The organism is Campylobacter sp. 7477a, assembly GCF_014892335.1.
In the GTDB taxonomy this organism is placed as follows: Bacteria; Campylobacterota; Campylobacteria; order Campylobacterales; family Campylobacteraceae; genus Campylobacter_A; species Campylobacter_A californiensis.
Window position 1 is genome coordinate 22,665 of the sequence record NZ_JADBJH010000005.1, and the last position, 14,027, is coordinate 36,691.

General features: G+C 38.4%; 16 protein-coding genes. 6 read left to right on the plus strand and 10 right to left on the minus strand.

The annotated features are described in order from the left end of the window. Window positions 1–38: 38 nt before the first annotated feature. From CCAL5182_RS03110 to CCAL5182_RS03125, 4 genes are all read right to left on the minus strand, one after another. Window positions 39–761 (minus strand): TorD/DmsD family molecular chaperone, encoded by a 723-nt coding sequence (locus CCAL5182_RS03110; RefSeq protein ID WP_169936764.1) that lies wholly within the window; start codon window positions 759–761, stop codon window positions 39–41. A gap of 340 nt (window positions 762–1,101) precedes the next feature. After that, complete coding sequence (gene nspC / locus CCAL5182_RS03115; RefSeq protein ID WP_211436820.1) at window positions 1,102–2,244, minus strand: carboxynorspermidine decarboxylase; 1,143 nt, start codon at window positions 2,242–2,244, stop codon at window positions 1,102–1,104. 42 nt (window positions 2,245–2,286) lie between these two features. Continuing rightward, window positions 2,287–2,901 carry an RdgB/HAM1 family non-canonical purine NTP pyrophosphatase gene (gene rdgB / locus CCAL5182_RS03120; protein WP_169936766.1) on the minus strand — a complete coding sequence of 205 codons (615 nt, stop codon included), beginning with the start codon at window positions 2,899–2,901 and terminating at the stop codon, window positions 2,287–2,289. Next, window positions 2,898–3,392: a tetratricopeptide repeat protein gene (locus CCAL5182_RS03125; protein ID WP_169936772.1), complete on the minus strand. Its 495-nt coding sequence runs from the start codon at window positions 3,390–3,392 to the stop codon at window positions 2,898–2,900. The genes rdgB and CCAL5182_RS03125 overlap by 4 nt, the downstream gene beginning before the upstream one ends. Window positions 3,393–3,489: 97 nt before the next feature. Between CCAL5182_RS03125 and CCAL5182_RS03130 the strand changes: the two genes are divergently transcribed. The 4 genes from CCAL5182_RS03130 to CCAL5182_RS03145 are packed head-to-tail and all read left to right on the plus strand — an operon-like array spanning window position 3,490 to window position 6,707. Next, window positions 3,490–4,791 (plus strand): MFS transporter, encoded by a 1,302-nt coding sequence (locus CCAL5182_RS03130; RefSeq protein ID WP_336610231.1) that lies wholly within the window; start codon window positions 3,490–3,492, stop codon window positions 4,789–4,791. Window positions 4,792–4,806: 15 nt separating this feature from the next. After that, window positions 4,807–5,946 (plus strand): NAD(P)/FAD-dependent oxidoreductase, encoded by a 1,140-nt coding sequence (locus CCAL5182_RS03135; RefSeq protein ID WP_322619339.1) that lies wholly within the window; start codon window positions 4,807–4,809, stop codon window positions 5,944–5,946. Window positions 5,947–5,956: 10 nt separating this feature from the next. After that, window positions 5,957–6,418, plus strand: coding sequence for a ribonuclease domain-containing protein (locus CCAL5182_RS03140; RefSeq protein ID WP_336610232.1), 462 nt, complete (start codon window positions 5,957–5,959; stop codon window positions 6,416–6,418). After that, window positions 6,408–6,707 (plus strand): barstar family protein, encoded by a 300-nt coding sequence (locus tag CCAL5182_RS03145; RefSeq protein WP_336610233.1) that lies wholly within the window; start codon window positions 6,408–6,410, stop codon window positions 6,705–6,707. Before CCAL5182_RS03140 ends, CCAL5182_RS03145 begins: the two co-directional genes overlap by 11 nt. 45 nt (window positions 6,708–6,752) lie before the next feature. Here the strand turns inward: CCAL5182_RS03145 and CCAL5182_RS03150 are convergent, their stop codons facing one another. After that, window positions 6,753–7,949 (minus strand): molybdopterin molybdotransferase MoeA, encoded by a 1,197-nt coding sequence (locus CCAL5182_RS03150; RefSeq protein ID WP_336610234.1) that lies wholly within the window; start codon window positions 7,947–7,949, stop codon window positions 6,753–6,755. A 150-nt stretch (window positions 7,950–8,099) separates the two neighbouring features. On the opposite strand from CCAL5182_RS03150, the gene yedE reads away from it, so the two are divergent. After that, window positions 8,100–9,161, plus strand: coding sequence for a YedE family putative selenium transporter (gene yedE / locus CCAL5182_RS03155; RefSeq protein ID WP_336610235.1), 1,062 nt, complete (start codon window positions 8,100–8,102; stop codon window positions 9,159–9,161). Window positions 9,162–9,202: 41 nt separating this feature from the next. On the opposite strand, the gene CCAL5182_RS03160 is transcribed toward yedE, so the two are convergent. Together CCAL5182_RS03160 and CCAL5182_RS03165 are read right to left on the minus strand one after the other, a co-directional pair. After that, complete coding sequence (locus CCAL5182_RS03160; protein ID WP_169936784.1) at window positions 9,203–9,637, minus strand: molybdopterin synthase catalytic subunit; 435 nt, start codon at window positions 9,635–9,637, stop codon at window positions 9,203–9,205. Between the two features lies 1 nt (window position 9,638). Next, the gene (locus CCAL5182_RS03165) at window positions 9,639–9,866 is read right to left on the minus strand and encodes a MoaD/ThiS family protein (protein WP_169971992.1); all 228 of its coding nucleotides are present in this window, start codon (window positions 9,864–9,866) and stop codon (window positions 9,639–9,641) included. A gap of 196 nt (window positions 9,867–10,062) precedes the next feature. Between CCAL5182_RS03165 and CCAL5182_RS03170 the strand changes: the two genes are divergently transcribed. Next, the gene (locus CCAL5182_RS03170) at window positions 10,063–11,277 is read left to right on the plus strand and encodes a saccharopine dehydrogenase family protein (RefSeq protein ID WP_336610236.1); all 1,215 of its coding nucleotides are present in this window, start codon (window positions 10,063–10,065) and stop codon (window positions 11,275–11,277) included. 29 nt (window positions 11,278–11,306) lie between these two features. Here the strand turns inward: CCAL5182_RS03170 and CCAL5182_RS03175 are convergent, their stop codons facing one another. The 3 genes from CCAL5182_RS03175 to CCAL5182_RS03185 all read right to left on the minus strand — a co-directional run bounded on the left by CCAL5182_RS03175 (window position 11,307) and on the right by CCAL5182_RS03185 (window position 13,837). Next, window positions 11,307–11,801, minus strand: coding sequence for a low molecular weight protein-tyrosine-phosphatase (locus CCAL5182_RS03175; RefSeq protein WP_336610237.1), 495 nt, complete (start codon window positions 11,799–11,801; stop codon window positions 11,307–11,309). A gap of 34 nt (window positions 11,802–11,835) precedes the next feature. Continuing rightward, complete coding sequence (locus CCAL5182_RS03180; RefSeq protein WP_336610238.1) at window positions 11,836–12,306, minus strand: MARVEL domain-containing protein; 471 nt, start codon at window positions 12,304–12,306, stop codon at window positions 11,836–11,838. Window positions 12,307–12,433: 127 nt separating this feature from the next. Then, complete coding sequence (locus CCAL5182_RS03185) at window positions 12,434–13,837, minus strand: carbon starvation CstA family protein (RefSeq protein ID WP_336610239.1); 1,404 nt, start codon at window positions 13,835–13,837, stop codon at window positions 12,434–12,436. Between the last annotated feature and the right edge of the window lie 190 nt (window positions 13,838–14,027).

The window sequence follows — 14,027 nt, forward strand, 5'->3', positions numbered from 1 at the left end:
GTTATAGCCACTCTTTTTTATTATCGTTCTTATTTCGTTTATACATCACTACTAAGCTCTCGCTCAAGGCGTTTAGCTCGTCTGTTTTGTTCTCTTCTTAAAACCTCTGAGCGTGATACTCCGTCTTGAACCTTTATCTTTCTATCTACGATAGGTTTTGGTGTTTCGTAAAAAATTCTTTCAAATTCTATAAAATTTTGTAGAATGATACAGGCTAGCGCATAAGCGTCTGAATTTTCATGCTCATAAACAGCATCTATGAAGTCATCTATGTTTGGATTTATAATAGTTTTAAAAAGCTGTGAGGCAAATTCTCCACTCTCTTCGTCATCTGAAATTTGAGAATTTAAAAACTCTTGCATAAGCGCAAAACAAAATCCAACATTGTCTTCATTCTCTTTAAAATCTACTTCATTTCTTCTGATCTTGGTTTTAGCAAGTATTTTTCTAACTCTAGCACACGCACTTCCGGTCTCATAACCCTCTTCATAAAAAGAAAAACTGTTGTGTATAGCATGTGGTGGAGCATGAAATATATCGTCGTATTCTTGCACGATATTTTCAAGGTTTTGTGTATTAAATTTTAATAAAAGGTTGTCTATTGCTTTGGCGCATTCATCATTAAGAGGGGACTGTTTTATGATATTTAAAAGGTCTAAAACCTTATCATAGCGATTTTGTTTATCTGTAAAAACAAAAAGTTGCGAAAATAGCAGATAATAAATTCGCCTAGCGTTTAAGACACTTTTTGTATCGCTCATTTTATTTCCTTATTTTAAGCTCCCTAAAGAAGCCATTTTGATAACTCAATATTATCCATTTTTGAAAATTTATCACAACTTTGCTTAGTAGCTAGTCTTAAAAAAATATAAGTTTTTAAAATTAAACGTTACTTAAATATGCCTTAATTGCATATTATAATTTTGATGTTTTTGTGCGATTTTCGTGTTAAAACTACATCGAAATCTTTTACAAAACTCACAGAAGATATAACAAAGTTGCCTTTTAAAAGCTATTTGCCCAATCCAAAAAAGTAAAAATTCTAAAAAGCAACTCGTTTTTCATATAAGCATATCCGACTTTTTGGTCAAATTTATAATTTTAGTTTCTATCTCGGTAGCTCTCAAAGCCAAACTTCCTAAGCGTCTTTATCTCGCCGTTTTGTTTAAGCAGGAGCAAATCGGGCAGCATAATACCGTTAAAAGTCGTGTTTTTTACGATTGTGTAGTGAATTTGATCCTCAAATATTACCTTGTCGCCGATCTTTAATTCGTTCTCGAATTTATAGTCTGCATTTCCTGCATCTTGCCCTACGATATCTCCTGCTAAACAAGTGTTGCCTCCAAAACGATAACTAAATTTGCCGTTTTTACTCTCGCCTCTTACGGCAGGGCGATAAGGCATGAGGATGGTATCTGGCATGTGCGCCTCGGCAGAAGTATCTAAAATGGCGATATTTTTCTCATTTTCTACTATATCAAGCACACTTGAGATCAAAAATCCAGTCTGCCAGCCAACTGCCTCTCCAGGCTCAAGATAAACCTCGACGCCGTATTTCTCATGGAAATTTTTAATAAGCGAGATGAGCAGATCTACATCATAATCATCTCTTGTGATATGGTGTCCGCCACCAAAATTTATCCATTTCATCTTTGGTATAAACTCTCCAAATTTCTCCTCAAACGCCATTAGCACGGTCTCTAAGCTTTGCGCACTCTCCTCACAAAGTGCATGAAAATGCAGCCCCGTGATACCTTCCAGCATTTCAGGCTTGAAATTTGCCCTTGTGATACCAAGACGGCTAAATTTAGCACATGGATTATACATATCAGTTGGCGACGCAGAGCTCTCTGGGTTGAGGCGAAGCCCACAAACTACGCCGTTTGCTAGCGCTTTATCTTTAAATTTCGCCCATTGATTAAAGCTATTAAAAACCACGTGTTTTGAGATGGCCATTATCTCCTCAAAGTCCTCATCTTTAAAGGCTGGAGAGTAGGTGTGGATCTCGCCTTTTACGAACTCATGAGCGAATTTTGCCTCCCAAAGTCCGCTACAAGTCGCTCCGTCAAGATACTCGCTAACAATATCCATAACTCCGCTTAGAGCAAAGCCTTTAAGCGCGACTAAAATTTTAGCCCCACTCTCATCTTTAACACGCTTTAAAAGCTCTAAATTTTTACGCAAAAGCGCCTCTTCGCAGACGTATGCCGGGGTTTTTATCGAATTTATTACATCATTTATCATTTTATTCCTTTATATTGCAAAAGTCGTTTTTGCGCTCTAGCGCTACTTAAATTTCTTTTTTAACGACTTTAATACAAATTTAATAAGCAAAAGCCCTTTTGAGCGATGTGAAATTTCAAGCTTCACATCATCTTTGAGCTCTCCGAGTGTATGATTAAAACCGTTTGGGATAAAAAGCGCGTCATATCCAAAACCGTTTTCACCTCTTTCTTCATCAATCGCCATTCCGTTCATAAAACCATGTGCGCTAAATTCACCGTATTTTGAAGCCACTGCGATACAGGCCGTATAATGCGCCTTTGAGCTTTTAACGTTTTTATTTTTTAGTCCTTCGATCAGCTTTGCACGGTTGCTAGCATCAGTGGCTCTCTCACCACTATATCTAGCCGAGTAAATTCCGGGCGCGCCACCTAAAACATCGACACTTATGCCACTGTCATCGCTTAATGCGATAAATTCATCTTGCAAATTTAACTCGCAAAGCTTCTTAAAAACCGCGCGAGCTTTGATGAGTGCATTTTGCTTAAAGTCCTCTCCGTTTTCAACTATCTCAAACGGCGACATGATCTCGCTTAATGCGTAAATTTCATACTCTTTTAGAAATTCTCTTATCTCTTTTACCTTACCTTTGTTTGATGTTGCAAGTACTATTTTCATTTGTTTTGCTCACAAAATTCTTTATCGATCATACATGCTTTTTTATGATACTCGCTTGCTATACTTTCATCTTTTTTTATAACTTCACCCATACCAACCGTATGCAATCTAGCAAGATAAGCGCAAGATAGAGCATCTTGTAGTTCACACGCCTTTTTCAAAGCCTCAAAACCACCTTTAATATCTGAACTTCCCATTAAAAGTCGCCCTAGTTTTGCGCAAGCTAACGCATGATCAAACTCGCAAGCTTTGGTAAATCTCTTAATTGCCGATGGTTTATTTTGCGCATGCAAATAAAGCTGACCATCCGCATAACACGCCTGCGCATGGTTCATAGCGCACGCACTATCTACGTTTTTCTTAGCCTTATCATAGTCCTTAACTTTCATTGCCGCTTCAAAATTTTCAAAATGCTTTTGTGCGGTATCCGGCTTAGCGCAACCCACCAGCAAAATCATCACAAACAAAATCCCCGCAAAGAATTTATACATCCTCGCTCCTTAAAAAATAATACGGATTTTATCAAAAAACGCTTTAAATTTTAAGTCTTTTTAGTGTAAAATCTATATTTTTCAAAGGAAATTTTTAATGTTTAAAAGCGTTTTGCCTATATCTTTTATCATTGGTAGTAGATTTTTTGGTATTTTTATCATTCTTCCGGTTATCAGCCTTTATGCGCTTGAGCTTGATGGTTCAAACGAATTTCTAATCGGCGTTCTAATCGGTGTTTACGCGCTCATGCAGGTGATCTTCCAGATACCTTTTGGCTATCTTTCGGATCGTTTCGGACGCAAGGTTACACTACTTTTTGGACTTTTAGTCTTTATCGTCGGTGGATTTATCTGTGCGTGGGCGCAAGATATTTATACCATGATTCTTGGTCGTTTAGTCCAAGGCGTAGGCGCGATAGGTGGCGTGGCGACGGCACTTATAAGCGACAACACAAAAGAAGAGATGCGCGGTAAGGCTATGGCGATAATGGGTGGCTTTATCGGAGTTTCATTTGCGCTTTCAATGCTTATAGCTCCAGCAATGAGCGCTAAATTTGGACTTTCAAGCCTCTTTTATCTTAGTATCATGCTTACTTTTTTAAGCATTATCTTACTCTACACTCTAGTGCCAAAAGAGCAAAAGATAGAGTCTTTTCGTTCAAAAACTCCATTTTTCAAACTAATCTCAAATAAAAATTTATTTCTCATGAACACTACAAATTTTATGCAAAAGATGCTGATGTCTGTCGCATTTTTGATAATTCCTATCGTCTTAGTGCATGATTTTGGCTGGGATAAACAAGAGCTTTGGAAAATCTACTCCATTTCCACGATATTTGGTTTTATGGCCATGGGCTTGGGCGGAGCGATGGGAGAAAAAAGAGGGCTTGGAAAGCAACTTTTGCTCATAGGAATTTTACTATTTATTGCGGCTTATCTACTTTTTGGCTTTAGCGCAAACGAGATCATGTTTTGTGCAGGGATCGTGATGTTTTTCATCGGCTTTAATCTCCACGAACCAATAATGCAATCAATCGCCTCAAAATTTGCAAAAGCAGGAGAAAAAGGTGCCGCACTTGGAGTGTTTAACTCCTCTGGCTTTATGGGGACATTTATCGGCGGAGTTGGCGCGGGTGCTTTACTCAAATTTTTCGATCTTGACGCTCTTTGCGGAGTCTTTATTCTGCTTTGCATAGTTTGGCTTATACTTTTAACAAGACTTGATAATCCCGCTTTATTTAAAAATTTATACCTAGAGCTTTCTAAGAGTCTAAATTTAAATGAAATTTCACAACTAAAAGGCATAGTTGAGTGCTATAAAACACAAACAAACTATGTGATAAAATACAACTCGCAAATCATAACCCAAGATCAGCTCAAAGAAGCACTAGGAATTTAAGGCATTAGCGATAAAGTGGATAAAATTTATGACGTTTTAATCATCGGTGCAGGCGCTTCAGGGCTCTTTCTAGCAGCAAATTTAAAAGCAAAAAACGTAGCTATCCTTGAGAAAAATCCATCCGCCGGAAATAAAATTTTAATCAGTGGCGGAGGTCGTTGTAATATCACAAATAGGCACATCAGCGAGCAAAACTACCTTACAGATGGTAAATTTATAAAAAAAGCCTTGAATGCGTTTAAGTTTAATGATGTTTTAGACTTTTTTAAAAATATCGAATTTAAAGAGCAAAAAGAGTCGCAGTTTTTTACAAAAAGCTCTTCCAAAAGTGTTTTAAACACGCTTTTACAAAAGATAAATGCTAAAATTTTTTACAACACCGAGGTTATAAACGCTAGTAAAAACGGTGAAATTTTTGAAATTTTATCAACAAAGGGCGAGAAATTTTATGCCGTAAATTTAGTCGTAGCAACCGGGGGTATAAGCTATAAAAGGCTTGGAGTAAGCGATATAGGGCTTAAAATCGCACAAAATTTCGGGCTCAAAACGATAAATTTCTCCCCTGCCCTAGTTGGCTTTAGCGTTCAAAAAAGCGAATTTTGGTTTAAAGAACTAAGCGGAATTAGCCTAAATGCTAAAATGTCTGTAGGTGATAAAATTTTACAAGGCGACATACTTTTTACACACAAAGGCATTAGCGGTCCTTGCGTGCTTAACGCCTCACTTTTTTGGCAAAAGGGGACAATTAGTATAAATTTCTTACCAAATTTCGAGCCTAAGAATTTAACCCAAGGCAAAAAACAACTAACAAGCGTCCTGCCTTTGCCAAAGAGATTTGTGCTTGAATTTCTACGTCAAAACAACCTACAAGACGCTGCTTTTAGCGAATATAGCAATGATGAAAAGGCTAAAATTTTAGAGCTTTTTAACTATCGTTTCGCACCTGCCGGGACATTTGGATTTAACAAAGCAGAAGTGTCTAAAGGTGGGGTTACTACTGCACAAATTGATGAAAATTTCCAGAGCAAGGATATTAAAAATTTATACTTTATCGGCGAAGTTTTAGACGTTACCGGCATGCTTGGCGGTTATAATCTCCACTTTGCTTTCACAAGTGCCAAAATCGTCTCAAACGCGCTTAATAAGGTATATTAACGGAATTCAAATGAACAAAAAAACGATTTTATCTCTTGTATTTTTACTTGCGGTATCTATAAATTTCTTTATAAATCAACCAAGCAACACGCCAAACCAAATCCAACAAACACAGACAAATATCGATAAAAACGGTGTTTATACAAGCAAAAAAGAAGTTGCTAGCTATGTCTTTTACTACAAACATCTTCCAAATAACTACATAACTAAAAAAGAAGCTTTAAAGCTTGGTTGGCAGGCAAACAAAGGCAACCTATGGGAAGTGGCCAAAGGTAAAAGTATCGGTGGAGATGTTTTTAGAAATTTTGAAAGAAAACTTCCCGAGGCAAAAGGTCGTATATGGCGCGAGGCGGATATCGACTACAAAGGCGGCAAGCGTAGCGCAAAACGCATAGTATTTTCAAACGACGGGCTGATATTTTATACTGCCGATCATTATGAGAGCTTTGAACAAGTAAAAAATGAAAAGTAAAGCTTCAAAACACACAAGATACGTCATCGACGCTAGTAAGATAACAGACAAACAAAGCTTACTATCTTGTATTCAAGTCGCTTTCTTTCCACATCTTAATGAATGCGCTAAAAATTTAGACGCGTTTTGGGATGAGTTAAACTCTTTGCGAAGCGGTAAAATTTTAATAAAAAACGCACAAATTTTACTCAACACCAAAGATGACTTTGCACAAAATATGCTTACCTTTTTAAATGCCTTAAAAGATGAGGGCTGGAAGATAAAATTTAAAGAGGCAAAAGACGCTTGATGTTTGCATTTACCTCTCAATGCTAGTTTAAAACCCAAAGCCGATCTAAACCATCCTTAAAATTTCAACAACCTCGCCTTTAGCGATAAATTCCGTCTCTTTTGGCACTATCAAAAGTGCGGCTTCGTTGGTTAGGTTATTTACTATCGCGGAGCTTCCTAGCTTTTTACCGTCTAAATTCGCATAAATTTTACCATCTCTCACACTTAAATTTACAGCCGTAAATTCTAAAAATGGCGAACGTTTCGTGTAGTCTTCATCAAGTATCGCCGTTAGTTTTGGCTCGCTTACACCAAACCAAGCATTAAGCAAGACGCGCACGTAAAGCACGCACATAACCATCGCCGAGTAAGGAAAACCAGGAAGTGCAAATATGTATTTATCGCCTGAAGTAGCGACTTTTATATGACGTCCCGGTTTTATGCCCGCCCCATCTATAATGATATTAAAATTATCTTTTAGTGCCGCCTTTACAAAGTCATAGTCCCCCATACTAACGCCACCTGTAGTAATTAACACGTCAGCACTCTTAAGAGCGTTTACTATGGCTTCTTGCACGAGTTCTTTTTTATCGCGAACTATCTCGCAAACTATCGGCTCAGCTCCCATTTTTTGCATCATCATGGCCAAGGCGATATGGTTTGAACTTCTAATTTGTGCCGGATTTTCAAGTGCTTCACCAAGGTCTTTTATCTCGCTTCCGGTTGCAAGTATCGCGACTCTAGGACGGATAAAAACGCTTACATGAAATTCTCCAAGCTCGGCAAGAAGAGCGATCTCGGCATAACCTAGCTTAGCGCCTTTTTTGATTAAAATTTCTCCTTTTTTATAGCTTTCGCCTATTTCACGTACGGCAAAACCCTTTGGCACTTGTTTTTTGATTAAAATTTTATTGCCGTTTATTTCGACGTTTTCAACCGGTATAAGCGTGTCTGTCCCTTCGCTCACAAGCGAACCAGTAAAAGTTTTTATGCATTCATTTTCATTTATAACTAGCCCTTTATCGGTACCTGCGGGCAAATCAGTCGTTAAATTTAGTTCACTTAAATTTTGACTCCATTTAAAGGCGTAGCCGTCCATTGCCGAAAGCTCTCTTGAGGGATAGTTGTCTTTTGCGACTATATCGACGGCTATATAGCGGTCAAGCGCTTGCGTAATGGCTACTTTTTGCACATTACTCCAAGGCTTTACCGTTGATCTTAAAATTTCTAGCGTATCTTCATATTTTGCCCATTGTTTCACACTATTCTCCTATTTTAAAACTTTTAAATATGCATCATTGTAACATTTTTGCATTAAATAATCAGTATTATTTTATTTGTTTTTTATTTTATTGAGTGTAGAATTCGACCTTAGAAATCAGGTTGGTTTTATCTTAATTCAGGAAATTTCATGAATAATTTCAAATGGTATATAGTCGCTGGTGCGGCTTTGGGTGCTTTGGGTGCGCTTTTAGTCTATCTTGGCAATCCAGGAAACATGGGTGTTTGCGCTGCATGCTTCTTAAGAGATACGACAGGAGCTCTTGGTTTTCACAATGTAGCCACATTGCAATATCTAAGACCGGAGATCATTGGTCTAGTTTTTGGCGGATTTTTAGCCAGTGTGTTTTGGACTAAAGAATTTACACCGACAACCGGTTCATCGCCTTTTACGAGATTTTTCTTAGGCGTTTTTGCAATGATAGGTTGCCTTGTATTTTTAGGTTGTCCATGGAGAGCATTTTTACGACTTGGTGGCGGAGATATGAGTGCGATAGCCGGATTTTTAGGTATCGCAGTCGGAGTTAGTGCCGGTATCTTCTTTAAAAAACGTGGATATGCTTTAAACGAGGGCGTAAAAATACAAGCCGCGATAGGAATTTTACCTGTTATCATGGCGGTTATTCTTCTTTTAGCTTTGATTTTTGGACTTAAAGTAGGCAACGGTGCGATATTTGCTTCCGAAAAAGGTCCTGGTGCTATGCATGCAAGCATACTTGTTTCGCTTGCTGCAAGCGTAATTATCGGTATATTTATGCAAAAAAGTAAATTTTGTAGCGTAGGCGCTTTTAGTAAAGCGTTTAGAGGTGACTTTTCGATGTTTTCCGGCATTATTAGCATTATCGTTTTTGCCACAATAGTAAACATTATCTTTGGTCAATACAAATTCGGTTTTGAAGGACAGCCTATCGCGCACAACCAATACATCTGGAACTTTTTGGGCATGATGTTGGCAGGTCTTTGCTTTAGCCTAAGCGAGGGTTGCCCTGGTAAACATTTAGTGCAGATGGGAACTGGAAATTTAAGCTCAGTGATCTTTGTTATCGGCATGATGGCAGGAGCAGCATTTGCTCACAACTTCATACTTGCAAGTTCACCAAAAGGTATAACGGACGCTGCGCCTTATGCGCTTTTGATCGGTTTTGCTTTTGCTGTTTATGTTGGAGTATTTAATAAAAAAGTAACAGCCTAATGGTTAAAGACGGGGTGAAATTTATCACTCCGTTTATCTTATCACGCCAAAAGTCCAGCACCGTTTATCGCCTGAGAGCGATCTTTGGCATAAATTCTCTCGCCATCTATCACATCGTATTTCCAAATCGGTGCATTTGCCTTAAAATCCTCGACAAATTCATTTATAAGTCTTAATGCAACCTTCCTTTGTGGGCTTACGACACCTGCTATATACGAGCTAGTATGCACTGCCACATCACCTTTTGAGTGAGCAAAAAGCACAAACGCTCCCTGTTCTGCCGCCCTTTGCTCCCAAGCGTTAAACCATTTTTTCAGTATAGGCTCATACACATCAAAGCTTAGCGCGCTTATGCCACCCTCTTCACGCACGATACCAGTAAAGGTAATGAGCGCTCCGCAGTTTTTATCTTTAACATCGTTATACCAACGATTTGTTATCTTGCAAACATCAAGACTTCCGTCGTAAAGTTCCATCTCAACCTCCGCAAATCGGTGGCAATATAGAAATTTTATCGCCATCTTTTAGAGGTGTATCAAGACTTGTTACAACATCGTCATTAACCGCTACCGCACAAATTTTAAGCCACTCATTTAGCTCAAGCTCGTTGCATTCGCCAAGTTTTTCTTTTACTTCACCCAAATTTGACGCTTGCATTTTGATATTTTGAAATTTAATAGGTCCTAAAAATTCGATCTCTACCATACAAATCCTTAACAATTTTATCTTCGTTCGTATGATAAAATAAAGGCGATTAAGCAAAGCTTAACAGCACTTGAACAAGAGAGAAATTACAAATTCATATCGTTAAAAACTCCGACATGACGCCTGATAAATATGTAAAGCCATAAATTTATATTAACTTTGATAAAATTAAGCTTTGAAAATTTAAGGAGCCAAAATGAAACATATTTTAATCATCGGGGCTGGCGGAGTAAGCCAAGTAGCGACCGTAAAATGCGCTATGAATAAAGACGTTTTTAGCAAGATAACCCTTGCAAGCCGCACAAAAAGCAAGTGCGATAACATAGCTAAATTTATAAAAGAGCGTTTGGGTGTCACTATAGATACAGCAAGCATAGACGCTGACGACACAGACGCGGTAGTAGAGCTTATCAAAAAAACGGGCGCGGACTTGCTACTAAACGTCGCACTTCCATATCAAGACCTAACGCTTATGGATGCGTGCGTGAAAGCCGGTATCCCATACATTGACACTGCAAACTACGAACATCCTGACACTGCGAAATTTGAGTATAAACTGCAATGGGCAAAGGATGAAAATTTCAAAAGCGCAAATACAATGGCGCTTCTAGGCTCAGGATTTGACCCAGGCGTGACAAACGTATTTTGCGCCTACGCACAGCAAAATTTATTTGACGAGATTCACGAGATAGATATCCTAGACTGCAACGCAGGCGATCACGGATATGCATTCGCAACAAACTTCAACCCTGAAATCAACCTACGCGAAGTAAGCTCAAAGGGCAGATACTGGGAAAACGGCAAGTGGATAGAAACTGAGCCTATGGAGATAGGATTTAAGTGGGACTACCCAAAAGTAGGCGTAAAAGATAGCTACCTGCTATATCACGAGGAGCTTGAGAGCCTAGTGCAAAATATCAAAGGACTAAAGCGCATCCGCTTCTTTATGACATTTGGACAAAGCTACTTAACACATATGAAGTGCCTAGAAAATGTGGGTATGCTCAGAATAGACGAAGTAGAACACAACGGCGTTAAAATCGTGCCTATACAGTTTCTAAAGACCCTACTTCCTGACCCTGCAAGCCTAGGTCCACGCACAAAGGGTAAAACAAATATCGGCTGCGTGATACGCGGACTAAAAGATGGCAAGGAAAGACAAGTTTACATATATAATGTATGCGACCACGAGGCTTGCTACGCCGAAACGGGAGCTCAGGCTGTTAGCTACACTACTGGCGTGCCTGCGATGATAGGCTCACTGATGGTAGCTAAAGGAATTTGGAGTGGCAAAGGTGTCTTTAACATGGAGCAGTTTGACGCGAAACCATTTATGGATGAGCTAAACAAACAAGGTCTTCCTTGGGAAATCATCGAGATGAACCCAGGCGAGAGATACGAGGTAAAGTAAATTTAAGGCGGATTTCCGCCTTTTTTGTTTTAAATTTTTTGCATTAAATACTCAAGTAAACCTTCGCACGAACGACTTATATCTTCATAGCATTTTTTAAAATCACGCGTATAATACGGATCGTCGATGATAAAATTCTTATGATCGGAAGCGTTTCTGCTTAAATTTTCTGGTGCAAATTCAAGCAGAAATTTTACCTTTTGACCAATATCTTCATGAGTGCCAAAAACTCTTTTTAAAGAGTGCATGTTTTCATCATCCATACAAAGGATCAGATCATGGTTTGCAAGATCGCAATGCGTTATCTGTGTTGCCTTGTGGTCTATAAGGGGGATAGAGTTTTCACGTAAAATTCTAACAGTTTCATAGTATGGAGGCGAGCCGATCTCATCGGTATGCGTAGCTTTTGAGTCCACATAGATTTTATCATCAAGCCCATTTTGGCTGATTAAATTTTGCATAAATATCTGCGCCATTGGCGAACGGCAAATATTTCCATGGCAAACAAATAAAATTTTTATCATTTTTACTTCTTACTCGGTTTAAATTTAGTCCGTTTTAGGCTTGTTTTGAGTTGAAATTTTCAAGCTTCTCTTTGATAATACTTCTTATCTCATAGATTGATTTTTCATATATATTTGGCAAACTCGCATCACTCTCACCCGCATGATACATAAGTCCACGGATAAGTTCAAGGTCAAATTTGGCTCGACCAAAACTTACGACTAAAATTTCAACCCCACTCTTCTTTTCTACGATCTTCGTATAAACACCTTTTATATCGGCAAAGTAAAATTTAGCCTGCCTGCCTGCCTTTTTTATAACAAACCCGTCATTTTCTATCAAGATAAAACTCTCTTGAAATATCTTTTTCAAGCAAAACACAACGCAAATCGCACTCACAACCATAGTAAATATCGCTGAAGCCCTGTAGTCGTAGTAATAATAAAGCACTCCGCCGATACAAAAAAGTATAAGAGAAGATAAAAGGTTGAGCTTAGCACCCCTTTTGTTTTCTAAAATTTTCATAAATGTTCCTTTTAGTGATTTAAAGGGGTGATTATATCAAAAAATATATGACGTTTAAATTTGATGTTTTATAAGCTAGGAGAAATTTGATCCCAAGGGTGGACCACTCCACTCTTGGGGCTACATTTTAGGCTTTGTTGCGTGGGATTTTAAGAAATGCTACCAAACAAGCAAACGAAACAACCACACCAATAGCGGTTGATACATTTAGCTCAAGCCCAAAACCTATCTTTGCATTTGCAAGATAAGTGGCAACTACAGCAGTCATAAACACAGCAGGTATCGTAGTGATCCAGTGAAATTTATTGGTTTTATAAAGATAAGCCGAAGCTGCCCATAGCATTATGGCAGCGGTTGTTTGATTTGCCCAACCAAAATATCTCCAAATGATATTAAAATCCTGAGTAGATACAAAGATACCAATGGCAAATAACGGCACAGCTATCATAAGCCTTTTAATTATCTCTTTTTGAGATAGCTTAAAAAAGTCTGCGATGATAAGACGAGCCGAGCGAAATGCCGTATCTCCAGAAGTTATAGGAAGTATAACGACACCCAAAACAGCTATGATACCGCCTACGCTACCAAGAAGTGCGATAGATATCTCATGAACAACACCGGACGGAGATCCTGCTGCAATAGCAGCACCTAAAAGCTCAGGACTTTCATAAAAGCTAAGTCCTAATGTGCACCAGATAAGACCGATAATACCTTCAAGTATCATCGCCCCATAAAATATCATGCGACCTGACTTCTCGTCTTGTATACATCTTGCCATAAGAGGTGATTGAGTCGCGTGAAAGCCAGAGATCGCGCCACAAGAGATAGTAACAAACAGTAAAGGCCAGATAGGCAGCCCTTTTGGATCGTAGTTAGTAAAAAAGTCAAGACCGACTGAGTAAAATTCCTTACCGCTAACTATAAGACCTATCGTAAGTCCAGCCGACATAAACAGTAGCAATGCCCCAAAAAATGGGTAAAATCTACCTATGATCTTATCAATAGAAACAAGCGTAGCAAGGATGTAGTAAGTAAATATGATAAATACCCACAAACTAACATCAAGTGAAGTAAGACCGGATAAAAGCTTAGCCGGACCAAGAACAAAAACCACTCCGACAAGAAGCAAAAGCACAAGCGCAAAGATATTCATAAAGTGTTTAGCCCATGTGCCAAGCCACTCGCCAACTACCGTAGGCACAGACGCGCCGTTGGCTCTAACGCTTAACATACCGGAAAAATAATCATGCACCGCACCAGCAAATATACAACCAAAAACTATCCAAAGCATAGCAACCGGTCCATAAAGCGCGCCCATGATCGGACCAAATATCGGACCAAGTCCTGCGATATTTAAAAGCTGTATCAAAAACACTTTTGGATTTGACATCTTGACATAATCCACACCGTCAGCCATCTGCATGGCGGGTGTTTTACGATCAGGGTTTATGACAAAGATCTTCTCAACTATCTTACCGTAAGTAAAATAGGCTAGTATAAGTAGTCCAACGCAAAAGAAAAACCAAATCATCGCTCATCCTTTGTTTTTAATTTTTATTAATTCTACTAAAATTTTATTTGGTTTTGGTAACAAAAACACTATTTTGTAAAATTTTCATACTCTTATCGGAAAAATTTGCACATTTCCATCTTGATCACACCTATAAATTTAAAAATACGCTCTTGTAAAATTTTGCAGATATGCTAAAATAGCATAATCT

What these genes read in the sequence shown, in the direction of transcription:
- rdgB (WP_169936766.1), bottom strand. Translation starts at nt 2,901, where the DNA reads ATGAAAATAGTACTTGCAACATCAAACAAAGGTAAGGTAAAAGAGATA.
- CCAL5182_RS03110 (WP_169936764.1), bottom strand. Translation starts at nt 761, where the DNA reads ATGAGCGATACAAAAAGTGTCTTAAACGCTAGGCGAATTTATTATCTG.
- CCAL5182_RS03165 (WP_169971992.1), bottom strand. Translation starts at nt 9,866, where the DNA reads ATGGTAGAGATCGAATTTTTAGGACCTATTAAATTTCAAAATATCAAA.
- CCAL5182_RS03125 (WP_169936772.1), bottom strand. Translation starts at nt 3,392, where the DNA reads ATGTATAAATTCTTTGCGGGGATTTTGTTTGTGATGATTTTGCTGGTG.
- yedE (WP_336610235.1), top strand. Translation starts at nt 8,100, where the DNA reads ATGAATAATTTCAAATGGTATATAGTCGCTGGTGCGGCTTTGGGTGCT.
- CCAL5182_RS03145 (WP_336610233.1), top strand. Translation starts at nt 6,408, where the DNA reads ATGAAAAGTAAAGCTTCAAAACACACAAGATACGTCATCGACGCTAGT.
- nspC (WP_211436820.1), bottom strand. Translation starts at nt 2,244, where the DNA reads ATGATAAATGATGTAATAAATTCGATAAAAACCCCGGCATACGTCTGC.
- CCAL5182_RS03130 (WP_336610231.1), top strand. Translation starts at nt 3,490, where the DNA reads ATGTTTAAAAGCGTTTTGCCTATATCTTTTATCATTGGTAGTAGATTT.
- CCAL5182_RS03140 (WP_336610232.1), top strand. Translation starts at nt 5,957, where the DNA reads ATGAACAAAAAAACGATTTTATCTCTTGTATTTTTACTTGCGGTATCT.
- CCAL5182_RS03175 (WP_336610237.1), bottom strand. Translation starts at nt 11,801, where the DNA reads ATGATAAAAATTTTATTTGTTTGCCATGGAAATATTTGCCGTTCGCCA.
- CCAL5182_RS03185 (WP_336610239.1), bottom strand. Translation starts at nt 13,837, where the DNA reads ATGATTTGGTTTTTCTTTTGCGTTGGACTACTTATACTAGCCTATTTT.
- CCAL5182_RS03180 (WP_336610238.1), bottom strand. Translation starts at nt 12,306, where the DNA reads ATGAAAATTTTAGAAAACAAAAGGGGTGCTAAGCTCAACCTTTTATCT.
- CCAL5182_RS03160 (WP_169936784.1), bottom strand. Translation starts at nt 9,637, where the DNA reads ATGGAACTTTACGACGGAAGTCTTGATGTTTGCAAGATAACAAATCGT.
- CCAL5182_RS03170 (WP_336610236.1), top strand. Translation starts at nt 10,063, where the DNA reads ATGAAACATATTTTAATCATCGGGGCTGGCGGAGTAAGCCAAGTAGCG.